This window comes from Shewanella sp. NFH-SH190041, assembly GCF_024363255.1.
Lineage (GTDB): Bacteria > Pseudomonadota > Gammaproteobacteria > Enterobacterales > Shewanellaceae > Shewanella.
The window spans coordinates 448633-472805 of the sequence record NZ_AP026070.1; the positions used below are offsets into that span (position 1 = coordinate 448633).

Consider the following 24173-nt stretch of genomic DNA (forward strand, 5'->3'; position numbering starts at 1 on the left):
ACATTGTGGCTGACATATGCAAAATACCGAACGATGGCGCATAGTTAACGCTCCCGCAGGGCGGTTTCTCTTGCCCTAAGGATTGGGTTGAGAATGTACTCAAGGATGGTTCGTTTGCCAGTGATGATATCGACCGACGTCAGCATCCCGGGGATGATGGGCATATCTTCACCGTCGTGGCGGGTCAGACTGGATTTGTCTGTGCGCACTTTGATCAGATAAAAGCTGTTGCCTTCTTCGTCCTGAATGGTATCGGCACCGATATGTTCTACTGTGCCATTTAACCCTCCGTAACGGGTAAAGTCATAAGCGGTAACTTTGACGACGGCGGGCAAGCCGGGGTGGAGAAAAGCGATATCCTTGGGCGCGATACGGGTCTCAATCAAGAGCTGATCTTCTGTCGGCACAATTTCGATAATGTCCACTCCGGGTTTGACGACACCGCCTAGGGTATTGATATGCAGGGTTTTTACTGTGCCATTAACCGGAGAGGTGATAACCGCTTTATTGACCTTATCGGCGGTACTGACCTGCGCTTCTGTCATGCGAGATAATCGGGTTTGTAGCTCACTGAGTTTGGCCCTGGCCTGAGTGCTAAATTGAAAGGCGGCCTCCCGGCGTTTTAAGACGGCCTCCTCCAATGAGGCGCTCAGCTTAGGCTGCATCAGTTTCAGACTGGCAAGTTCCCCTTGAATATCATTGACGCTGCGCTCCAGTTTCAGCAGTTCCACTTCTGGAACAATACCTTTATCCGCCAATGGCCGGGTCAGACTCATTTCCCGTTCGACCAGCTGATAACTCTGGCTTAGGGTGGTAATTTTCGATTTAAGCCCGGCCATTTCTTGCTGCCGCTGACGGATTTGCCGCCCCAGAATGGCCAGTTGATTGGCCAAATTATCCAGCCGGTCATGAAATTCAGCTTGCTGCCGGGTAATTAAGGCTTTTTGCTGTTGCTGCAATTTGGGTGGAAACTGTGGCGGTTGTTTAGTGATATGAACCTGTTGCTGCCAGTCATTAGTGGTATTGGTTTTATCCGTGCTGATCACAATGCTAGCAAGCTCTGCTCTAAGGCGAATAATATTGGCCAGCAGACTATCCGTTTCCTGGGCTTGCTGGGCAAAGTCGGCGCGAAAACGGGTATCATCAATCCGCGCTAACGGTTGGTTTTCGCTGACTTGGTTGCCCTCCTGTACATATAGCGCTTGTAAAATCCCGCCATCCAGACTTTGGATCACTTGCACTTGGGATGAGGGGATCACCCGGCCATTGCCATTGGTGACCTGATCTAACTCCGCCAGATAGGCCCAGATAATAAATACCAGCACCATGGCCGCTAATGCCCAGATAATTAAGCGGTGCCCCCGAGGGGCATCCGTCAGCATGGCAGCATAGACATCATCGACCATCTCTAGCTCTCGGGGGGATAGCTTGGGCTTCATTGGTCACCTTCCCGAGTCAGTTTGCCTTCACTGAGCTGCGTGAGCACCTCATCACGGGGGCCGTCTGCCAGCAGATGGCCTCGGTCCAGCACTATGATGCGATCGACTAGTTTTAGCAGATGCATTTTATGGGTGATCAGTATCATGCCCCGTTCTGTGCTGACATTTTTCATCGCACGAACAAACTGCTTTTCCGCTCGGGCATCTAAGCTGGTGGTAGGTTCATCCATCAGCAGCAGTGGCGGATCATTTAAAATTGCCCGGGCCAGGGCGACAGACTGACGTTGTCCCCGTGACAGTGACTGTCCGCCTTCTCCCACTTGTTGTTCGACTCCTTCAGACTCCTGATGGGTGAACAGGCTGACGCCTGACAGCTCAATCGCACGGATCAATTGATGCTCAGATACCTGACGGGTACCAAACAGAATATTGTCACGAATAGAGCCATGGAACAGCACCACATCTTGGGGCAGGTAACCAAAGTTGCGGCGTAGATCGCTGGGATGAATTTGCGCCGCATCCATACCGTCATAACGAATATGCCCTTGTTCCGGTTGTAGCAGTCCACAGAGCAATTTTGCCAGGGTTGTTTTGCCTGAGCCGTTGCGACCGATAATGGCAATACGTTCCCCCGGTTGGATGGTCAGTGACAGTTGCTGCAGTGATGGCCGCTGTGCGCCGGGATAGCAGAAACTGACCCGATCCAATTCAATTTTGCCTTTGAGACGCTCTAGGCTGAGTAGTTGTCCTCGATCATCAAATTCATCCTGCTGCTGCATAATGGTGTCGAGCTGCTGTAGGGCGCTGATGCTTTGGTTAGCTCGGGTGATTAAATTGGCTAATTGCGCTAACGGCGCAATCGCTCTGCTGGCGAGGATAACCGCAGCAATAATGCCCCCCATGGAGATTGCGCCATCGGCAACCCGATAGACCCCCAATACGACGACGCCAATAACCGACAGCTGTACCAGCAGATTGGCTGTGTTGCTGACGCTACTGGTAATTTTTTTGCAGCGCAGCTGCCAACTGGCGCTGTGGGCCGTCATCTGCTGCCAGCTTTTCTGTACTAGCCCTTCGGCATTATTGGCTTTAATGGTTTCAATGGCACTGAGACTTTCGATCAGATGACCGTGTTTAATGGTGGAAAACTTATTGCTTTCATCCATGGCGCGCTTCAGCTTGGGCTGCATCAACAGGGTATAGGTGAGGATCAGGACGCCACCGAGCAACGGCAATACGACCAGATCCCCGGCAACCAGATAAATGACAGTAAAAAACAGAAGGGCAAAGGGGAGATCGACCAGCGCGGTAATGGTGGCAGAGGTGAGAAAATCCCGAATGCTGTCAAATTCTGCCATCTGTTTTGCCATGGCTCCGACACTGGGAGAGCGCTTCGCCAACGGCATGCCGATGGCTTTGGCAAATAGACGGGATGAAATAATGATGTCAGCTTTTTTACCTGCGACATCAATGAGGTAGCTTCGTAGCTGGCGCATAAGTAAATCAAACAGAAAGGCGATGCCGGCACCAATGGCCAATACCCAAAGGGAGTCAAAGGCCAGATTAGGCAGTACCTTGTCATAGACATTCATGATAAACAGCGGCGAGATCAGCGCGAATAGGTTGACTAACACCGAGGCGATCAGTGCATCACGGTAAATGGCGCTGGATTGTCTGAGAGTATGCCATAACCAGTGCTCTTCACGGCGGTGTAGAAATGGCGCCATGCCTTTGTCATTGCGGTAAAGCTGCTTAACCAAAAATAGATAACCGGCATATTGCTGTTGTAAATCAGGGATTGTCAGCTGTTGTTGCCCGCCGCTGTCGGGTAACTGTAATGTCACTGTGTCATTGTCATGATCCACAGCCATTAACAGCGCGGCTTTTTTATCTTTGAGCAATAACAGGCAAGGCAACATCAAGGGATCAATTTGATCTAGATTTTTGCGGGTTAGTCTGGCGGTGAGTCCTGCTCTGGCCGCTGCCTGGGGCAGTAAATCTGGCGTCAGTACTGCCTCAGTTAAAGGCAGTCCGGCGGCGAGGGAGTCGGCTGAACAGGGGGAACCAAAATGTTGGCTCAGCAGTACCAAGCTATCCAGCAGAGGGTCATCTGTGACTCGCTGGGAAGCTGAAATACGCCATTGTTCGGCTTGTGCCGCTGAGGATTGTGCTGGCTGCGGGGGAGCTTGATAAGCAGTCTGTGCCACGTTTACGTTTCATCCTTAATAAGTAAACTGACTTGTGAAGCTATTGTGATGAATCTGGCTTTTTAAGGCAAGTTATTGTTAAAAAAGACTATTAAGTAAATTGTGAACGACCGGCAGCGTATACTGCCGGTCGGCAGCTGGTTAGCGGATATGTTTGTCCACAGAGTAGATAGTCCAGCGCATATCTGCCGTGGTGTCTTCACCTATCACTTCGGCAATAACACGGCGATTACGTTGGTGAGCGCGGATGCTATGGGTTGGATCGACCGGCCGGTCGAAGCTGTACCCTATGGCTTTGAGTCGATCAGGGGCAATGCCAAACTCTTGGGTGAGGATGGCCGTTACGGCATTGGCCCGGTTTTGTGACAGTGCCAGATTATGGGCATGGGAACCGACTTTGCTGCAGTGTCCTTCAATGGTGACTTGAGTTTTGGGGTACTGGCGCATAAACATGGCCAGCTCTTCTAGTTGGTCATAATAGCGAGGGTCCAGAAAGTGGGAGTCATTGGCAAACAGGACTTTCAGCTCCCGTCGCTCATTGATGGGTTTGATGGCTCCGCAGCCGTAATTGTCTACTTTGGCTCCTTGTTGGGTATCATTACAGCGCTCTCTGGCTTCAATCACACCATCCTGATCATGATCTCGCAGATCGTGTAGCTGCTGGCTCTGTTGAGCCATGCTGGTGATGTCCCCAGCGCAGCCGCTTAGCAGTAGTATCGCCAGAGATGCCGTTATCGTGGTGAGATGGTTCATTTAAATGCCCCTCCTTGGAAGTCATGTTCGCCGCGCCAGCTCTCCGGCCGGGTGACTCGCAGGGAGTCAAGCAAGCGGCCGGTGGCGTTGAGCACCCGGTAGCGGGCCAGCGTTTCATCGTACTCTGCCCGCAGGTAGTCTTTACGGGCCTCAAACAGTTCGTTTTCGGTATCAAGTAGATCCAGCAATGAACGTTGGCCCAGGTTGAACTGTTGCACATAGGCAGTCTGGGTTTCTTTGGCTGCTTCCACATGGCGGCGGATATATTTTTTCTGTGGTGTCAGCAGTTCATAGGCGTTCCAAGCCAGACTGGCGCCTTCGACTATTTGACGCTGAGCTCTTTCTCGTATTTCTTTTGCTTCATTGATTTTGTAAGCCGCTTCCCGCTCTCGGGCGGCATCTCGCCCCCCAGCGAACAGGTTATAACGCATTCTGACCATGGCCTGCAGATCATTGCTGTGTCCTCCGACACTGCCGGTAAAGGAGCGGCCATCTTCACCATTAATATCGTTATTCCAGTTCCCTGACAGTTCCAGTGTTACCGTGGGATAATAATTGGACTGGCTAGCTTGCTGTTCATGTTGGGCGGCTTGAATGTCCTGCATGGCAGATTTGATGACGGGGTGATGAGCCTGTGCCAGTTTCAATGTGTCATTGAGATCCTCAGGCAGCATATCGGCATCAGGTATTGGAGCGATAAGCGCTTGGGGCGGCTTACCGGTAATACGGCGGTATTCAGCTTGCGCATCGTAGAGATTATTACGGGCCGAAATGATATTGGCATTAGCCCGAGCCAGCCGACCGGTAATTTGTGACAGATCCGCCACAGAGCCTAAACCTGAGTCAGTTCGCTGTTTAATTTGATCAAAGATTTGTTCATGGGTTTTCAGGTTTTTGTTGGCCAGGGTGAGGATTTGTTCCGCCTGCAGATAGTGGATATAGACTTTGGCAACATCCAGTGCAATATCCTCTGCGGCTGCCGCTAATGCCCACTGTTGGGCTGTGGCTTCTGCGCTGATACGGTCAACTTCATTTCCGGTGCGAAAACCATTAAACAGCATTTGCCGGATACTGATCCCGGCTTCGCCCCGTTTTAATTCTGTCTCACCATCTTGGTTGAGGAAGTTGCGCCGGGTACTGGGGCTATTGGTATTTTCCAGTCCCCAACCGGCGGTGAGTTCAATATCGGGCAGGTAGTCAGCATAGGCTTGGTTAACCTGCTCCTCTCTGACTTTGAATTGATTAAAGGCTATGCGTAACTCCGGGTGGGTATCTAGCGTTTTTGCAACCGTTTGCTCTAACGTATCGCCGTAGCTAACCGACGGCAGCAATAGAACTGTTGCCGTCAGGGCTGATAGCCTGAATCGCTTAAAGTAGCTGAATGTCTTCATGACCTTCTCCTTGAAAATCCTTTTCTTATCCCGCCTTATCAGGGCAACAATGAAATAGTATGGATATCTTGCTCGTCCTGTTTTAGCGTTTCCGGCACAGAGTGCTCGGTATCATGATGCAGCAGAGCCTCCGCTGCAGTTTTGTTAAATAGCTGGTTAACGCCAGCATCTGCCGCTATGCCACTGACAGCCATATTCCCGTCTAATTGGATATAGTGAGCATCAGCTAATGTGGTTGGATGACTCTGTGATAGGTGCTCTTCATGCCCAAGGGCTTGATGCAGCAAATCATCAAGGCTGGCAGATTCTTGCTTAAGCAGATCTGAGGTAACCGTATGGTCAGCATGGAACAGTTCCGGCCCATCCCCTGGTGGTAGAGGACGATCATCGTCGTCGTCATCGTCGTCGTCATCGCCGTCATCGCCGTCGTCATCGTCGTCATTGTCGCCGTCGTCATCGCCGTCGTCATCGCCGTCGTCATCGTCGTCATCGTCGCCGTCGCCGTCGTCGTCGCCGTTGTCATCGCCGTTGTCATCGCCGTCGTCATCGTCGTCGTCGTCGCCGTCGCCGTCGCCGTCGCCGTCGCCGTCGCCGTCGTCGTCGCCGTCGTCGTCGCCGTCGTCGTCGTCGCCGTCGTCATCGTCGTCATCGTCGTCATCGTCGTCATCGTCATCGCCGTCGTCGTCATCGTCGTCATCGTCGTCATCGTCGTCATCGTCGCCGTCATCGTCGTCATTGTCATCGCCGATAATGTCGATTTGGGTGGTAGCGCTGTCCCCGTCCGCATCATGGATGGTCGCGTTGAAGATTAACTCTTGCTGTTCTTGGCTCAGAAGCTGCGCTTGCACACCACTGAGTAGGAACTCATTGGCAAGTGGTAACAATTGGATATGGCTGATAACGCCATTATCAACGGTTAGGGGCTGACCCGACTGCAGAGTGCCAGCAATCTCGCTGGTTGTGCCATCTGCATGCAGCACAGTCATGATATAGCTGACTTCTCCTACCAAAGGGCTGCCATTTTTATTGACAAAATCCAGCGTGACATGGGCTGTTTTGTGAACAAAATGCAGTTCTAGCGCATCGCTGTCGGCGACACTTAACCCTCGTCCAACGCCGAAACCATGTTGACTGGCATTAACACTGGATTGCTGGCCATTGCTCGTTGCCGTGATGTAAAAAGCACAGTCATCGCTGTTGTCATCATCATCGGCAAAGCTGACCTGACCGTCATCGCTAATCAGAACTTGATCGGCATTACCGCCTCGATGGTTTGTTAGATCCGCTGTGAGTGACTCGATTGCCTGTAGCGGTTGCTTCATATCCAAGACATATTTGCCACTGGCCGGATCCAACGTCAGCGTAAACAGTAAGGTTTGTCCATCGCTGTCGCTATAAGCTGAAGGGGCATCACTGGTATAGGCCAACAAGATGCCTTTGTTGGCCGGATCGACTTGGTAATAGACCGTCTGACCAAGGTGCTGCAGACCTGAGTCAGCGAAGGTGTTGTTGTCATCCCAACCAGCGATATTATCAGTGAGATCGCCTGTAAGATGCGTGTCGGCACCACCGGTGATATTCAGGTGTCCTTCATTGATCCCTGTGGTGAGGCTATCTAATGCTGTAGCAGATACGCCGATCTCTGAGTCTTGGATACTGATACTGATATTGCCGCTGGTGGACAGCCCTTGAGTGTCCGTCGCAACCACTTCAATGCCGCTGATATCGATTAGATTCGGATCTTGTAAATGTGGCAGATTGTTGGCTAAGGTGGCGGTGACAGTTAATGAACCGGCTTGCCCCGGTGCAATGTTATCGCCGCTGAGTGTCAGGGTAATCACGGTTTCGCCATTGATGTTGCCGATTAGCTCACCATTATCACCATGGGACCAGATAATTTCGCCATCTAATCCGGTGACCCGAATCTGTCCCGGGTCACCAAAAGCAAAGGCATTGATTTCATTTGCTCCGGCTTTGAAGACCAGTTGGCCAACGACCTGCTCATGCCCTTGTGCGGTATTGTCGTCTGACATGATCAGTTTGGCATTTGCATCGCCGGTGACAGGTGCGGTATTGGTTGGTGGCGCGATAGCATTAGTACCAATATCTATGGTCAGTGTGGCACTGGATAAATTACCATCGCTATCTTGAACTGTGTAGGTAAAGACATCTATGGCATCATCTGGTAATTCTGCCAGCGCAGTTGTGAGTTGGTAGCTGTATTGGCCATCAGCCTGTAGGATCAAATTACCAAACTGCCCGACAATGACAGTGGCAAGATTACCACTGGCGTGATCCGCGGTTTGATCGCCAGCAGCGACACCAATCACTTCGGTCAGTTCTCCGTCAGCACCGGCAACATCATTAAGCAACACATTACCCTGTAGACTGTAATCCGGTTGTTCGACCGGCGTTACTGTTGCAATCAGCAGGTGACTGCCGCTTTGCTGCTCTTCAGTCGTAATACTAGTGCTCGGCGTACCAATCCCTTGGCTGTCTGCTGGCAAAAAGCCTAATACATTCAGGTTGTAATCCACTCCTAGATAGCTAAAAGTGACGGAGGTTGGTGTCAGAATGACATTATCGGCACCGCTTCCTGAGCTATTACTGGTTTCATCATGGGTCAGGGGAATGGTCACCATAATATCTGCACCATTGATGTTGACCGAGATAGTGAGCTCTGCGCTACTGATACTGTAATCTGCTGAAATAGTGCTATTGGTATGAGTAAACGTGCCAAGAATGAGGTGGGACCCAGATGTCATATCAGAAGGCGCCACCTGATCGGCAGGATCAAAGGTATAACTTGATTTAGATTCATCGGCACCTCCCCAAGATTTGACTGCATCGAGGATTGATAAGGAATCTTCATTACCAAAGGTTGCTTTAACTTGATTCAGGTTTAAACCAAGATTGTCAACATTGAGATGTGCCACATCTTCATTTGCCTGATGACGGCTATCTTTCACTATGACGTTAATGACAGTGCTGTCAGTGTCGCCATCAATGTCTGTCACTGTCACATCAAAGCTGTCTGTCAGCTGGTTGCTGTCTGAGTGATCCTGTCCTTGGGTTAAGGTATAGCTATAACTGATTTCACCATTAGCAAACCCTGTGATATTCAAGGTGCCATAATCCCCAGCAATGCTGACTGGACTATCGCCACTGGCTAATAGCTCTGCCAGCGTTAGCGTGATGATTTGTCCATGAATGGTGATAGTGACACTGGCTAGGCCATCAGGGATCTCAATACTGATACTACCGGTTTTAATGACATCACCAGACGATAGTTTGCTTTCTTTAACTGTTAGCGTGTCTGGGTCAGTGATATGAACCAGTTTATCGACCGCGCCATCAAAACTGATGCTACCGCCGTCAGTTTGTCCTTGAGAATCCACTGCTTCATAGTCAAATGTCGGGGCGCTGTTAACGGTGACGCTTTGTAGGACGAAGTTGGAGTTTGCTTCGGAGGTAACATAGAGACGGATTTCATCGAACTCACCCATGCCACTGATATTGAGCAGGCCCTCACCGGTTTTATTGAATTGATGGTAAAGGTCTGCAAAGCTGACAGTGGTAACCAGTTGCCCTTCTTTATACAGCGCAACATGTATTGTGGCGTTCTGATGATGGCTTTGTTGGCCTTGATCAAAGTGCCCCCAAATGCTGCCAACGCCTAAAGTCACATCCGATACTGCACCATGACCGAATTCAATGATCAGTGCTTCCTGATCTTGGGCGTTCACTTCTTTGCCATTAACACCGAAACCTTTTTCATTGTCAGCATTATCAAACTGCAACTGCCCATCGGTTAGATTGGCAATACCACCATCTTGCAGCACTTCACTATAGGTGACAGCTGAAATAGTAATGCCATTTTGATTGCTTGAATGGCTCCCCGCATCCGTTGCTGAAGCGGTGAAATGGTAGGGTGTTGGGGTAAATTTAAATTGGGTTTGTTCGGTAAAGAGATCGGTTCTTTGTAAGTCATCTTTACTGACGGCTAGCCACTGGCCATCTTTTTCATAGAACAAGGTGCCACCGGATGGCAAAGATGTCAGCTTTATTGCCAAAGGTAAGTCATCTGTGGGCGTGTCCGGATTACCATCATCAACAGTATCGGAGACCAATTGCGCCAAGGTGAATATCTGCTCAGCATCAAAAAGTCCATCACTGGCGGATGGCGCTAAGTCAATAAGTGCAGTATCTGTTGCCGGTAATGAGGTATTACCGTATTGATCAGTTTGGCTGGCGGTTAAGGTGATAGTGTCACCGTCAGCGGCATACCCTGTCCAACTGATGGTACCTGTGTCCGGATCATAGCTATAGGGCTTTCCATCACTGGCAGTTAATTCATTGCCATTCCAGCTCAGGGTCGTGTTCGTGCCGTTGACGGAGATAGTTACATGGCCGCCTAACACTAAGTCTGCATGATCGATATTGACCTGGAGTTGCAGTTGGTCATTACCCAGTTCTGTTGCTGTAACTATGCCGTTATCCGGTGATTGGTCATCCACAATGTTGACCATGGGGCTTGCTGGTGGTGTCACATCGACACCATAGCCTTCAGTATCCGATGCCGTGGCGCTATTACCGGCGGCATCTGTGACGGTGACGGATGCAATAATTTCACTCAGGTTCGCACTGACTAATGTTGCGGCACCAACATCCACCGCAAAGCCAAGTTGGCCACCGGCGAGAACAATGACGGTGACAGTGGCAATGGCATTGCCATCCAGGGTTAAGGTAACCGTATCACCTGCCTGCACATCACCGCCGACGGTACCGCTGAGGGTGACAGTACCATTGCTCTCCGCCAGATTAATGATGTTGTCATCACCAATGGAAATAGCATCTAAATCGATGGTGGCGGTAGGTGGCGTGATATCGACACCATAGCCTTCAGTATCCGATGCCGTGGTGCTATTACCGGCGGCATCTGTGACGGTGACAGACGCAATGATTGCATTGAGATTGGCACCGACTAATGTTGCAGCGGAAACATCGACCACAAAGCCAAGCTGGCCTCCGGCCAGTACCACCACAGTTGCAGTGGCGATGACGTTACCATCTAGGGTTAAGGTAACCGTGTCACCTGCTTGTACATCACCGCCGACGGTCCCGCTGAGAGTGACTGTGCCATTGCTCTCCGCCAGATTGATGATGTTGTCGTCACCAATAGTAATGGCATCTAAATCGATGGTGGCAGTGGGGGGCGTGACATCCACTCCATAGCTCTCGGTATCAGATGCCGTGGTGCTATTACCTGCGGCATCTGTGATGGTCACGGACGCAATAATTTCACTCAGGTTGGCACCAACAAGCGTAGCTGCGGCAACATCCACCACAAAGCCAAGCTGGCCACCGGCGAGAATGATGACGGTGGCAGTAGCTATGACGTTACCATCCAGGGTTAAGGTAACCGTATCGCCTGCCTGCACATCACCGCCGACGGTACCACTGAGGGTGACAGTACTATTGCTCTCTGCCAGATTAATGATGTTATCGTCACCAATAGTAATGGCGTCTAAATCGATGGTGGCAGTGGGTGGCGTTACATCGACACCATACCCTTCAGTATCCGAGGCCGTGGTGCTATTCCCTGCGGCATCCGTGATAGTGACAGATGCAATGATTGCATTGAGATTTGCACCAACGAGCGTGGCTGCAGCAACATCCACCACAAAGCCTAGTTGCCCACCGGCGAGAATAATGACGGTTGCAGTGGCAATGACGTTACCATCTAGGGTTAAGGTAACCGTGTCACCTGCCTGCACATCACCGCCAACGGTACCGCTGAGGGTGACCGTGCCATTGCTTTCGGCCAGATTGATGATGTTGTCATCACCAATGGTGATGGCGTCTAAATCGATGGTGGCAGTGGGGGGCGTGACATCCACACCATAGCCTTCAGCATCCGATGCCGTGGTGCTATTACCGGCTGCATCTGTGACGGTGACAGATGCAATGATTGCATTGATGTTGGCACCGACTAAAGTCGTGGCACCAACATCCACCACAAAGCCTAACTGACCACCGGCGAGAACGATGACGGTGGCAGTAGCTATGACATTGCCGTCCAAGGTGAGTGTGACGGTATCGCCTGCTTGCACATCACCGCCGACGGTACCGCTGAGGGTGACCGTGCCATTGCTTTCGGCCAGATTGATGATGTTGTCGTCACCAATGGTGATGGCATCTAAATCGATGGTGGCGGTAGGTGGCGTGACATCCACGCCATAGCCTTCGGTATCACTGGCCGTGGTGCTATTACCGGCGGCATCTGTGACAGTCACAGATGCAATAATTTCACTCAGGTTCGCACCGACTAATGTTGCGGCACCAACATTCACCACAAAGCCTAGTTGGCCTCCGGCTAACACCACCACAGTGGCCGTGGCGATGACGTTACCATCCAGGGTTAAGGTGACGGTATCTCCTGCCTGCACATCACCGCCGACGGTACCGCTAAGGGTGACTATCCCATTGCTCTCTGCCAGATTAATAATGTTGTCGTCACCAATGGTGATGGCATCTAAATCGATGGTGGCGGTAGGGGCAAGATTGTCGACACCGGCAGTGTCGGTTGCCTCCCCAGAAGTGTTGCCAGCACAGTCCGTAACCTGTGCGGTCACAGTTAGACTATCCGGTGAGCCAGTCACAGGCACATTGACGGTTAAGCCATGATTCAACATGGCTTGGGTAACAGTGCCGGAAAACAGAATATTGCCCTGGGCATCAGTGACAATAAGCTCATCCCCCAGCGTGGTGCCGGGTGCCAGCGTAATGACCGCGGTGACCATATTGTCATTACCGATTTCATCACTGTTGTAGATGCCATCATCACCGGCACCGATAAAGCTGACTGACGGAGTTGGTGGTGCAGTGATATCGACGTCATAGCCTTCAGCATCCGATGCCGTGGTGCTATTACCTGCCGCATCCATGACGGTGACGGATGCAATGATTGCATTGATATTTGCACTAACGAGCGTAGCAGCGGAAACATCGACCACAAAGCCAAGCTGGCCACCGGCGAGAACAATGACGGTGGCCGTGGCAATCACATTGCCGTCCAGGGTTAGGGTGACGGTATCGCCGGCCTGCACATCACCGCCGACAGTACCACTGAGGGTGACCGTGCCATTGCTTTCGGCCAGATTGATGATGTTGTCGTCACCAATGGTGATGGCGTCTAAATCGATGGTGGCAGTGGGTGGCGTGACATCCACGCCATAGCCTTCGGTATCACTGGCCGTGGTGCTATTACCGGCGGCATCTGTGACAGTCACAGATGCAATAATTTCACTCAGGTTCGCACCGACTAATGTTGCGGCACCAACATTCACCACAAAGCCTAGTTGGCCTCCGGCTAACACCACCACAGTGGCCGTGGCGATGACGTTACCATCCAGGGTTAAGGTGACGGTATCTCCTGCCTGCACATCACCGCCGACGGTACCGCTAAGGGTGACTATCCCATTGCTCTCTGCCAGATTAATAATGTTGTCGTCACCAATGGTGATGGCATCTAAATCGATGGTGGCAGTGGGGGCAACATTGTCGACACCGGCAGTGTCGGTTGCCTTCCCAGAGGTGTTGCCAGCACTGTCCGTAATCTGCGCGGTTACTGTCAGGCTATCCGGTGAGCCAGTCACAGGCACATTTACGGTTAAGCCATTATTCAACATTGCTTGGGTAACCGTGCCGGAAAACAGAATATTGCCCAGAGCATCAGTGACAATCAGTTCATCACCCAGGGTGGTGCCGGGTGCCAGCGTAATGAGCGCTGTGACCATATTGTCATGACCGATTTCATCACTGTTGTAGATGCCATCATCACCGGCACCGATAAAGCTGACTGACGGAGTTGGTGGTGCAGTGATATCCACGCCATAGCCTTCAGTGTCACTGGCTGTGGTGCTATTGCCTGCTGCATCCGTGACGGTGACAGATGCAATGATTTCGCTGAGATTTGCACCAACAAGCGTGGCTGCGGCAATATCCACCACAAAGCCTAATTGTCCGTTTGGTAATAGCGTAACGGTGGCAGTGGCAATGACGTTGCCGTCTAAGGTGAGCGTGACGGTATCACCTGCCTGCACATCTCCACCGACGGTACCGCTGAGGGTGACCGTGTCATTGCTTTCGACCAGATTGACGATGTTGTCGTCACCAATAGTAATGGCATCTAAATCGATGGTGGCAATGGGTGGCGATACATCAACACCATAGCTTTCGGTATCCGATGCAGAGGTGCTATTACCGGCGGCATCTGTGATGGTGACGGATGCAATGATTGCATTGAGATTGGCACCGACCAATGTTGCAGCGGCAACATCGACCACAAAGCCAAGTTGGCCTCCGGCGAGAACAATGACGGTTGCAGTGGCAATCACATTGCCATCCAGATTTAAGGTAACCGTGTCACCTGCCTGCACATCACCACCGACAGTCCCGCTGAGGGTGACAGTACCATTGCTCTCGGCCAGATTGATGATGTTGTCGTCACCAATAGTAATGGCGTCTAAATCGATGGTGGCAGTGGGGGGCGTAGTATCAATACTGCCATCATCATTACCATTTCCGGTGTTATTGTTAGGATCTGTCACCGTACCGCCAACGGTATAACCACCATCAGGTAAAGGGGTTGGCACTTCAATACTGAAGTCGCCACCGGGGCCGACAATAATTTCAATGGTTTGTTCATCACCATTGGCGTCTGTCACGATTAAGACAATGATGCTGCCCGGCGGGGCATTGGTATTGCCGGTGATAATCGGCGTGGTATCGCTGCTTTGATCTGGCGCGTTAATGGTTAGCGTTAATTGACTGTTGAGGACTGATGGATCTTGCTCTGGCTCAGCGATATTCAGTTGTGAACGTGACAGCCCTTGAGTGTCGTGGCCAGCATTTGCCAATGTTTCTGCGCCACTGCGGTCAATATTGGTAAATCCGCCACTGCCTTGGCGAGCAGATTGACCGGCAACGGTTTCCGGTAAGCTTTGGGTGGGATCTGCGCCAGCAAGAATTTGTTGTTGCAGTGCCTCAATTTCATCGAGATCGGCTGGTTGCGCTGTGATTGATTGGTTTGGTGCCTGATTAGCTATCTGCGTTGAAGAGATTTCGTCGCCATTATCTAATTGCAGGATAAATTCAGTTCCCTCACCAAGATGCAGTGTGGTGCCTTGTGGGATCCTGTCTCCGGGGGTAACTCGGGCTAACTCAGGGGCGGTACCCACTGAAATTGACCCATTGGCATATTTCAACAGGCCTGATTCAGGTGTTGTATAAGTTTCCATTTATATAGCTCCCAACAGCTATTCAAAGTCCATTTCTTTGAATTAACCCACAACAAAATTCAGGTTAAGCTGTTAGACAATACAGATTGCAACAATAGCCGTCAATTTGGAGCCGTTCGCTAACATTCTGATCTGTATAGGCTATTTAGTGTGTTGTTGGATGGCTGAGTCCCAGTTTAGTGAAAAACTCTTTGTTGGTTTAGTTTTCTCGTTTAATTGCTCTTAATTTACTGTGTTTGTGTTGATAGCTGTATGCAAAAGTAGAATGTGGCATAACAAAAATGCTGACTTGTAGGTCGATAGTGTCAGGCTGGCAAAGGCAATGTGATGGGTTATCATTCTTCAGAGGGAGAGATGATAACGGGGGAGTAATCCCCCGTTTAACAATCAAAATATATTAAGAATTTATCAACGTTTTTTAGCGTATCTGCGCTGCGCGATGGAAGCTATTGAGTGCGCCGTGATCATCGCCCAGCTGTTGTTGCAGTTCACCCAGTGCTAGCCAACAATCAGCGTTAGGGGTTAATTCACAAGCGCGTTGCCAATGGTATTTAGCCTGCTTGAATTCGCGTAATCTTTGATACATTTCAGCCATAGCACGATGATATCCACCATTATCACTGCGTTGAGCTTCCAGCTCCTGCAGATAAAGCAATGCTTGGTTGTCTTCTTTTTGAAGAATTTGGCAAAGCGCCCGGATCAGATCAATGCTGGCATGTTTATGCAGCGCTTTTTGCAGCAGCTTAATGGCCTGAGCTTGTTGGTTAAAGCGCGCCAGTGCTGGGGCATAAATGGCAATAAACTCATGTTGAGAGCGATAAGCCCGGGGTAAGTCTCGCCAACATTTCTCCAGTTGTTGAGCATTGGTTGCCGCCGCTGCGGATAATTGTGCCGTAAAGATTTGCACGCTCAATGCATCATATTGTTGCTCGTTAAGCAGTTGCTTTTTCTTTATTGCTGGCAGTAACTGAGCCAGCGCTGCCCAATTTTGTTGTTGGCGGTATTGGGTTAATGCCAGTTGCAGAACAGGTTGTGGGCTTTGGTTACCTGGCGTCATCAGGGCTAATTGCTCTGCAGCCTGTTGCCAGTTGCCATCTTGCTGTAAGTAGCGGCAGCGGGCAATCATCACAGCTTGTTTAGCTTGCGGTTGGAGTTCGGCTTCAGCCAGATATTGATCTCGGGTTTGGGACTTCCCCTGATGCTGAGCCGCGCGAGCGGCAGCAAGGAGGTTGAGCACTGGCAATTGGGCTTTAGCGGCACTTTTGGCCATTGCGACTTCGGCCGCAGGCCAATCTTGTTCTGCCAGTGCCAGTACGCCTGTTAGCGTCTGTTTTCTGGCGGAGTGACGCTTCCAGCGTTCAGGCAATAGGCGACTACTCAGCAGTAGGTTCAGTAATGCCACTAATAGCCATTCCACAATCTGCACTGCGCCATAAAATACCAAAATAGCCAACAGGGAAAACACCACGCTAGTGGTAATTTGGTAGTGGCCTATTTCAATAAATACTCGCCCGGTATTGCCGATGATATAAGGGCTAAGACACAGGCCGACGAGAATAATAAGCAGGTAGGCAAGGGAGCGGATCATTGCTTGGCCTCCGCACTACCCTGTTGCAGGTTATCTTGGTTCAATAGTTGCTTCAGCAGCTTAGCGGACTGGAATGCGGTGACATCAATATCATCCAGCTTCAGTGTCATCAGAGCATTTAATGCTTTGATGGTGTCGCTGACACCGGCATCAGATAGATTGAAATATTGCTGTATCCAGTCCCTTGCCATTTCGAGTGAGTGGCGGTAATTGATTTCATCATGGCGGTATAGTGCCAGTTGCGCTTGCAACAACTTGCCGCGAATATTTTCCACTAGGTACCATTTCTGTTCGGGTGACAATAGGGGTGTCAGCCCAGCACTGTTGTCGCGCACCACAATAAAATCTTCTGTCAGGGCATGCCACGTTTTACTTAGATTACTGCGCCAGTCACTGACGGAGTCCGACAGTTTTTCCTTGTCAGCTGCATTATCCTGCTGTGGCTGGGCATGGTTTAACGGTAAGTTATCTAAACGGTTAATAATGGCATCCAGCGCAAATACTGTGCCGGGAATATCGACCCCTTTAATGGCTGAAACGGCGGCAATATCTTTGGCTAAAGCCTTGCGTACCGGCAATAACGCAGGATCTTGCATCGCGGCAATCCGTTCATCTGCAGCTTTTAATAAACCAACTGCCGTCACGGGATCTTGCTCCAGCCAGAGTTTCCGCCCGGCCATTCTTACCAGATAATCAGCTTCGGCAATTAACCAATGGTCCGGGGTGCGCTCAGCCAGACTGGCTACCCGTTCACTTAATGCCTGCTGTTGGGCCGGTAGTGCTTCAAGCTGTTTTAAGCTGTCGCTAAAGTGGGTCTGTTGCTGTTGTAACGCATTGAGCTCTTGGGTTGGTTGGCTAAGCGCCTGGCTCAGTTCATCATGGGCCAATTGTTGTTGGCGGTTGATTTCCTGCTGCTGCAACTGTTGTTGATTATAGAGGTAATAACTGCCGCCTAACGCAGCAATACTGCCAGCCAGTCCAAGCAGTGTCAGCGTTGTGAGCAGTGGGTGCCCCGCAGCTTTGTGACTCGGTGCTTTGGTTTTTACTGTCGCCGACGTCGCAGATTTAGCGGGGGTCGCACTGGAAGAGGATGTGGCATTTTTGGTTGATGAGCCCTTTGCCGGCACGGCGGGTGCTTCTGGCTTAGGCGTGTTGTTATCCATGGAACTGTCCTTGATGACATTCAGGCGCAGGCGCCTATGCATTCACGCCGGATGAGCAGTGTCTAAGCGGAATGGTCTGATTTCAGGGTGGCCAGCATGGCTTTACTGTGTGCAGCCCCGGCATTGGTGACCCGGGTCATGCCTTTGGCAATGGCCTGCGCTTCGGCCCGATTACTGGGAACTATGATATGACATGCACTGAGCCATGGAAATAATTCTTTTGGTACCAGTGCGATAAGGTTATCCAGCATCTCAGGACTCGTCAGGAGTATGGTATCAATGCCAAATGTCTGCCATGCCTGACTTATCTGTTGTCCATCCAAGGGCGGGCAACAGCGGCGGTAGACTTCCCAGTAATGAACGTTGGCCCCGCGCTCAGTCAGTGTTTGGGCTAACAGCTCTCGCCCACCATTCCCACGAATGATGATGACCTGTTTTCCCTGCAGTTGTTGTAACGCTGGCAGCAGCAGTAATCCTTCGCTCTGTTGGTTATCATCTGCGGCCACTTGCCCTGTAATGCCAACGTCTGCCATTGCGGCTAGGGTTGCTTGCCCCACGGCAAAATAGCGAATGTGAGCTGGCCACGGTTTCGCCAGTGCCTGACTGGCAAATTGCACGGCATTGCGGCTGACAAAAATAATGATATCAGCCTGAACAATTTGATCAGGGCTAAGCTGAGCCACCGCTGGATTGGCTTCTACGGCCATCAGCGGGGTGATCATGCAAGGGATGCCAGCGTCAGCCAAGGCTTGCTGCATCTGCTGATTGCGCCCCTCGGGGCGCGTCAGTAGCACTTTCATGCTTAAGCGTCTTGGTAAACCGCGGCTAGGATCTGCTTGGCACCTTTACCCAGTAGTTCATCGGCTAGGGCAATCCCTAACTGACGATATTGCGCCACTGGGCCGGTGATTTCACCACGGATGATTTCGCTACCATCAGGATTGCCCACCAAGCCGCGCAGATATAAGGTATCACCATCCAGAGTGGCAAATGCACCAATAGGTACTTGGCAGCCGCCTTCCAGATGGGTGTTCATTGCGCGCTCAGCCAATACCCGGTAACGGGTCTGCTTGTGTTCTAAAGGCGCTAACAGAGCTTTTACCCGCTCATCATCAGTGCGGCATTCAATGCCAACTGCGCCCTGGCCATTAGCGGGCAGAGACTCTTCTTCACTGATAAAGCTGGCAATACGCTCTTGCAGCTCCAAGCGGATAAGTCCGGCTGACGCCAGAATAATTGCATCATATTCACCGGCATCCAGTTTACCCAGACGGGTACCAACATTACCGCGCAGATCCTTAATCACCAGATCAGGACGGGCCGCACGTAGTTGGCATTGCCGGCGCAGACTCGAGGTACCGACAATCGCACCCTGTGGCAGTTCGGCAACACAGGTGTAGTGGTTAGAAACAAATGCATCACGGGGATCTTCCCGCTCACAGATCACTTCCAGTCCCAGCCCCTGAGGAAATTCCACCGGTACATCTTTCATTGAGTGCACCGCGATATCGGCAAGGCCATCGAGCATGGCGGTTTCCAGCTCTTTCACAAACAGCCCTTTACCACCGACTTTAGCCAGCGGGGTATCGAGAATAATGTCACCCTTGGTGCTCATAGGTAACAGTTCAACGGTCAGGTCCGGGTGAATACGTTCCAGTTCGGCTTTCACGAATTCAGCCTGCCACATGGCCAGCGGGCTCTTGCGGGTGGCGATACGAATCAGGTTTTGGGACATGCTCTAAATCCATCTGAGATCTTAATTGCGGACATGCTAACACTTCTGTTTGTTTCTGTAAGAAATCGCTGTGCAATCTTTGAAGTGTACGCGGTGATAAAGTGTGATGACGGTCGCAATTATTGGCGTAAAAGCGGAAAAGTGATAACATGATCACGTTTTTAAAACCAGCATAGACAGGGGGAGATGATATGCGGGCAGAAGCGTCTGCATTATCAGGTACCTCTGAAATGCCGTTAGTTAATACAGTCAATACAGTCGGGCAATCTGATGCCCCGTTTCCGGTTTCATCTGTGTTTCAATCTGATTCAGTCCAATTTCCGCGTATTGCCGAGCGGCTTAACCGTGTGCGTTTGGCCCGGGCTCTGGCGTTACTGACACCGCTGCAGCGCCATCTGGTGCGGCTCATTCCTGTGCTGTTCCACCATCATCACCCTAAATTACCCGGTTATAACGATCCCCTTACTCCCCATGGCATTGTTGATTACTGTGACTCTCCGGCTGCATTGGATGCCTGTAGCCGTTTGCAGCTGACGTTGCCGCAGATGCCGCTGTCAGCGCCAGCATTGGAAGGCATCTATACCATGGGCAGTACCGGCAGCTTTGGCCAGAATATCCGTAGTGATATAGATGTTTGGCTGGTACATGAGCGTGAATTAAATCAGGCGGAGTTGGCACTGTTACGGGACAAAGCTGACAAGCTGAGCCTGTGGTTTGGCCGTTATCAGTTGGAAGTGAATTTTTATCTGGTGCATCCGCAGCAGTTTATGGCTGAGCAACCTCTGCTCGGCCCGGATATTGTGTTGGGGCATGAACACAGTGGCTCGGCGCAGCGTTGGTTGTTGTTAGAGGAGTTCTACCGTAGTCAGATATGCCTTGGTGGAAAACAACTGGCTTGGTGGCCAGATGCTAAGCCGGACTCAGGTCTGCTGACTTTGGGAGATGTACACCAAGTGCCCGCCAGTGAATATCTCGGGGCGGCATTATGGCAACTGTATAAAGGGTTAGAAAAACCCCATAAGGCTCTGCTTAAAGTACTGCTGCTGGAAGCTTATGCCAGCAGTTACCCCAATACTGTGCTGATCAGTGATCTGATCTGGCAGCGAACTGCCGGTGGTGATTTCTCCGCGGGGAATGATCCCTATTTTGTGCTGTACGAAGTGATTGAGCGATATCTGCTGCAGGCTGGTGATCAACGTCGGCTGGAGATTGCGCGGCGCTGTTTTTATTTAAAATGTGGTATCCGGTTAACCCGGCCGGATCAGGCCAAAGACTGGCGTTACCACAAATTGCAGGCATTGGTCAGTAACTGGGGCTGGGATGCCATCTTGATTGCAATGCTGGACAATTGTGAACACTGGCATGCCGGGCAATTGCTGTGGTTCAACCGTCAGTTAAATGAGTTAATGTTGGCCAGTTACCAAACGCTCTTACTGTTTGCGGCGAGCCGGGAAATGGCCAGCAATATGCGTATTGCGGAGCTGGGTATGTTGACCCGCAAATTGCACACGAGCTTTAACAGTGATGCCCGCCGATTACTGAAGCTTAATCTGTTGTGGAGCCACTGCGTGGCGGAAGCTGATTTGGTTCTCAGTCGGGCTGAAGCTGATTCTGCCAATGGTTACAGTCTTTATCGCCTTAATGATAACAGCCGGGGGGAACTTCTGTATCAGGCCGGACAATTGGCGAGTGTGCTGAGTTGGGCCTGTATTAATGGCATTGCTACCGACAAAACCCGTTGGTATTGGCAAGCTCAAAGCGATGGGTCATTAACTGCAGATAAAACCCTGCAGCAGACAGTAAAAGCCTTGCTGCAACAAACCGGTGGCCCCTGCGCGCGGGTATCGAAACAGGATTTATGTAACCCCTGGCATTTCACTCAAGTCGTTATGCTGCTGAATATGGACGATGACCCGACTGCTCGTTGGCAAGGGCAGGAGATCATGGTCGATTATATGAATGCCAGTGTGTTTGCTCTTGGGCGGCAGCGGCGCAATATGCTTGGCAGTGTCGATGTGTTGTGTCTGAATAACTGGGGCGAATATCATTGTCATCATTTCACTGGTGATACCGCAGTGCTGCAGGCATTGGCCTTTGTGGCGCCCGGATTGAAGCGGGCAGGGGATGATGTGCAATTGCAGGTGATAAGCCATGCCCGCAAATTGGGCAGTCAGCTTAGTCGCAGTGTGCTGACGTTACTGCAGCAGGCGGCCAGGTTGTCACGGCATCAACAAAGTGCCACGACGCTGCTGCAACCCTTGCAGATAGGGCCGATTCGTTACGGGTTGTTCTATAACACTCAAGGGCTGGCTTGGCAGGATCTCAGTGATGCTAAATCCCTGTATCAGCAATTTTCCCGTGGGCAGTTGCTCGAATTGCCTCGACCTGAGTTGGGGGATAACCCTTTAGCTGGATTACCGGAACTGGTACAGCGTTATGCCGCTTGTGGCGTGACGCAATATTTTTTACGTCAGCAAGGGGCGGACTTAGATGTGTTGGTGTTGGATGAACATAATCTGCAGCAGCATTATATTCAGAAAGATTCTGATATTAACGCCATGGTCAGTCAGGTAAGCCATCAGTTTGTGTTTGATGAACATCATGCGGTTAATGGCCGTTTCAACATGCCGCAATTTTTCCATCTCAGGCGTGTAGATGGTGCGCTGTCTCTGGCACCATTTGGGGTTGCGCCGGAAGAACTGAGTCGGGAGTTTTAAATGCAAAAAGCAGCGATTAAGCTGCTTTTTTATGGTCTGCATTATCGGATCAGAAGCTGATATTAATTCCGCTTTGACGGGCAATGGACTGCTGGACAAATGGCATAAACTCACCGGCATCGCTACGGTTATCCAGCCATTGACCGGACTCATAGGCAAAATGGTAACCGCCGAATTTGGTGGCCACCCAAATCTGATGCAGTGGTTCCTGCTTATTGATCACAATTTTGGAACCATCTTCAAATTCCAGCTGCAATACTCCGCCGCTGGCGTCAATATCCACATCGGCATCCTGTTCATCAATGGCGCTTTCGATGGCACTTTCAATAATCTGGAACATGTCATCGGCAAGCTGGTGAAATTCGGTATCTGTCATTGCCATGTGTATCTGTCCTTTGCATTCTTGCTGATGGATGCGATTATAAGTCCATTACTCACCGGATGCACAGATATTCAAAATGAGATTGTTTTTACTGGTCATACTGGCCAGTGTCTTAACCGTCGGCTGTGGCCAGAAAGGCCCGCTCTATAAAGCCCCTGCCATGCAAGATAATCATGGCAGCAAAGTGGTGCAGGAAGAGCAAAAACTAAAGGAATAAATTAAGTTGGATCACTTTCTCTATAAGGATGATGGACTGTGGGCTGAGGAATGCCATGTCGCTGAGATTGCGGCAACATATGGTACGCCTTGTTATCTCTATTCCCGGGCGACGCTGGAGCGTCACTGGCATGCATTTGATCGGGCCGTGGCGGATGTGCCGCACCTGATTTGCTATGCGGTTAAAGCCAATTCCAATCTTGCGGTGCTCAATGTACTGGCCAGATTGGGCAGCGGCTTTGATATTGTCTCCGGTGGTGAGCTGGCTCGGGTACTGCAGGCAGGCGGAGATGCCAGCAAAGTGGTGTTCTCCGGGGTGGGAAAAACCCGGTCAGAAATGGCCCAAGCGCTGCAGGCCGGCATTTGCTGCTTTAATGTGGAATCCGCGGCTGAACTTAAGGTGCTTAACGAGGTAGCCGGAGAGCTAGGTTGCTTGGCGCCTGTATCGCTGCGCATTAACCCGGATGTGGATGCTGGCACTCACCCATATATTTCCACCGGGCTAAAAGAAAATAAATTCGGTATTGCCATGGCAGAAGCCGAAGCCTTATTTCTGCATGGCCACAGTTTGCCCCATTTGCATATTAAAGGGGTGGACTGTCATATCGGCTCACAGTTAACGGATATCCATCCCTTCCTTGATGCGGTTGACCGCCTGTTGGCATTGATTGATCGATTAGCGGCCCAAGGCATTGAGATTGAACATTTCGACGTCGGTGGCGGCCTAGGTGTTACCTACGATGAGGAAACGCCGCCCCATCCGGATGATTATGCTAAAGCCCTGCTGGCCAAATTTTCTGGCCGTAATCTGACATTGATTTTTGAACCCGGCCGCGCAATTGCAGCAAATGCCGGCATCTTTATCACTCAGGTGCTGTATCTAAAAGAAAATCAGGATAAGAATTTTGCCATCGTTGATGGTGCTATGAATGATTTGATCCGTCCGTCACTTTACAGCGCATGGCAGAAAATTATTCCGGTGCAGCCGCGTGAGGGGGATTGTAAAGCCTTTGATGTTGTCGGTCCTGTGTGTGAAACCGGGGATTTTCTCGGCAAAAACCGGCCGCTGAATATCCAAGCTGGGGATTTATTGGCTGTGCGCAGTGCCGGAGCCTACGGCTTTGCTATGGCGTCAAATTACAACAGTCGTCCGCGGGTGGCTGAGGTGATGGTTGACGGCGCGCAGCACTATTTGATCCGGGAGCGGGAAAACTTGACTCAGCTCTGGCAAGGTGAGCATCTACTGCCGTAAACTGACTAATAATAAATAACATAGCCAA

At 50.9% G+C, this 24173-nt stretch carries 13 protein-coding genes; 3 read left to right on the forward strand and 10 right to left on the reverse strand.

Annotated elements, in window-relative coordinates:
• Positions 1-44 precede the first annotated feature (44 nt).
• The 9 genes from NFHSH190041_RS02030 to hemC all read right to left on the reverse strand — a co-directional run bounded on the left by NFHSH190041_RS02030 (position 45) and on the right by hemC (position 19578).
• Positions 45-1439, reverse strand: coding sequence for an HlyD family type I secretion periplasmic adaptor subunit (locus NFHSH190041_RS02030; protein WP_261923659.1), 1395 nt, complete (start codon positions 1437-1439; stop codon positions 45-47).
• Positions 1436-3646, reverse strand: a complete 2211-nt coding sequence (locus tag NFHSH190041_RS02035) for a type I secretion system permease/ATPase (RefSeq protein ID WP_261923660.1) — start codon at positions 3644-3646, stop codon at positions 1436-1438. Before NFHSH190041_RS02035 ends, NFHSH190041_RS02030 begins: the two co-directional genes overlap by 4 nt.
• A 141-nt stretch (positions 3647-3787) precedes the next feature.
• Entirely contained in the window at positions 3788-4399 is a 612-nt protein-coding gene (locus NFHSH190041_RS02040) for an OmpA family protein (protein ID WP_261923661.1), read from the reverse strand.
• Positions 4396-5790: a TolC family outer membrane protein gene (locus NFHSH190041_RS02045; protein WP_261923662.1), complete on the reverse strand. Its 1395-nt coding sequence runs from the start codon at positions 5788-5790 to the stop codon at positions 4396-4398. Before NFHSH190041_RS02045 ends, NFHSH190041_RS02040 begins: the two co-directional genes overlap by 4 nt.
• 38 nt (positions 5791-5828) lie before the next feature.
• Positions 5829-15092, reverse strand: a complete 9264-nt coding sequence (locus NFHSH190041_RS02050; protein WP_261923663.1) for an Ig-like domain-containing protein — start codon at positions 15090-15092, stop codon at positions 5829-5831.
• Positions 15093-15510: 418 nt separating this feature from the next.
• Positions 15511-16680 (reverse strand): heme biosynthesis HemY N-terminal domain-containing protein, encoded by a 1170-nt coding sequence (locus NFHSH190041_RS02055; protein ID WP_261923664.1) that lies wholly within the window; start codon positions 16678-16680, stop codon positions 15511-15513.
• Complete coding sequence (locus NFHSH190041_RS02060) at positions 16677-17843, reverse strand: uroporphyrinogen-III C-methyltransferase (protein WP_261923665.1); 1167 nt, start codon at positions 17841-17843, stop codon at positions 16677-16679. The genes NFHSH190041_RS02055 and NFHSH190041_RS02060 overlap by 4 nt, the downstream gene beginning before the upstream one ends.
• A 62-nt stretch (positions 17844-17905) precedes the next feature.
• The gene (locus NFHSH190041_RS02065; protein WP_261923666.1) at positions 17906-18643 is read right to left on the reverse strand and encodes a uroporphyrinogen-III synthase; all 738 of its coding nucleotides are present in this window, start codon (positions 18641-18643) and stop codon (positions 17906-17908) included.
• Between the two features lie 2 nt (positions 18644-18645).
• A complete protein-coding gene (hemC, locus tag NFHSH190041_RS02070; RefSeq protein ID WP_261923667.1) occupies positions 18646-19578 on the reverse strand; it encodes a hydroxymethylbilane synthase in 933 nt (310 codons plus the stop codon).
• A 191-nt stretch (positions 19579-19769) separates the two neighbouring features.
• Between hemC and NFHSH190041_RS02075 the strand changes: the two genes are divergently transcribed.
• The gene (locus NFHSH190041_RS02075; protein ID WP_261923668.1) at positions 19770-22295 is read left to right on the forward strand and encodes a class I adenylate cyclase; all 2526 of its coding nucleotides are present in this window, start codon (positions 19770-19772) and stop codon (positions 22293-22295) included.
• Between the two features lie 49 nt (positions 22296-22344).
• Here the strand turns inward: NFHSH190041_RS02075 and cyaY are convergent, their stop codons facing one another.
• Entirely contained in the window at positions 22345-22677 is a 333-nt protein-coding gene (cyaY, locus tag NFHSH190041_RS02080) for an iron donor protein CyaY (protein WP_261923669.1), read from the reverse strand.
• Between the two features lie 76 nt (positions 22678-22753).
• Here cyaY and lptM point away from each other — a divergent pair, with 76 nt between their 5' ends.
• Both lptM and lysA read left to right on the forward strand, forming a co-directional pair.
• Entirely contained in the window at positions 22754-22894 is a 141-nt protein-coding gene (gene lptM, locus NFHSH190041_RS02085) for an LPS translocon maturation chaperone LptM (RefSeq protein WP_261923670.1), read from the forward strand.
• Between the two features lie 6 nt (positions 22895-22900).
• Positions 22901-24145, forward strand: a complete 1245-nt coding sequence (gene lysA / locus NFHSH190041_RS02090) for a diaminopimelate decarboxylase (protein ID WP_261923671.1) — start codon at positions 22901-22903, stop codon at positions 24143-24145.
• The last annotated feature ends 28 nt before the right edge of the window (positions 24146-24173 follow it).

What these genes read in the sequence shown, in the direction of transcription:
- NFHSH190041_RS02060 (WP_261923665.1), bottom strand. Translation starts at nt 17,843, where the DNA reads ATGGATAACAACACGCCTAAGCCAGAAGCACCCGCCGTGCCGGCAAAG.
- NFHSH190041_RS02030 (WP_261923659.1), bottom strand. Translation starts at nt 1,439, where the DNA reads ATGAAGCCCAAGCTATCCCCCCGAGAGCTAGAGATGGTCGATGATGTC.
- cyaY (WP_261923669.1), bottom strand. Translation starts at nt 22,677, where the DNA reads ATGGCAATGACAGATACCGAATTTCACCAGCTTGCCGATGACATGTTC.
- NFHSH190041_RS02050 (WP_261923663.1), bottom strand. Translation starts at nt 15,092, where the DNA reads ATGGAAACTTATACAACACCTGAATCAGGCCTGTTGAAATATGCCAAT.
- lptM (WP_261923670.1), top strand. Translation starts at nt 22,754, where the DNA reads ATGAGATTGTTTTTACTGGTCATACTGGCCAGTGTCTTAACCGTCGGC.
- NFHSH190041_RS02075 (WP_261923668.1), top strand. Translation starts at nt 19,770, where the DNA reads ATGCGGGCAGAAGCGTCTGCATTATCAGGTACCTCTGAAATGCCGTTA.
- NFHSH190041_RS02040 (WP_261923661.1), bottom strand. Translation starts at nt 4,399, where the DNA reads ATGAACCATCTCACCACGATAACGGCATCTCTGGCGATACTACTGCTA.
- NFHSH190041_RS02055 (WP_261923664.1), bottom strand. Translation starts at nt 16,680, where the DNA reads ATGATCCGCTCCCTTGCCTACCTGCTTATTATTCTCGTCGGCCTGTGT.
- hemC (WP_261923667.1), bottom strand. Translation starts at nt 19,578, where the DNA reads ATGTCCCAAAACCTGATTCGTATCGCCACCCGCAAGAGCCCGCTGGCC.
- NFHSH190041_RS02065 (WP_261923666.1), bottom strand. Translation starts at nt 18,643, where the DNA reads ATGAAAGTGCTACTGACGCGCCCCGAGGGGCGCAATCAGCAGATGCAG.
- NFHSH190041_RS02045 (WP_261923662.1), bottom strand. Translation starts at nt 5,790, where the DNA reads ATGAAGACATTCAGCTACTTTAAGCGATTCAGGCTATCAGCCCTGACG.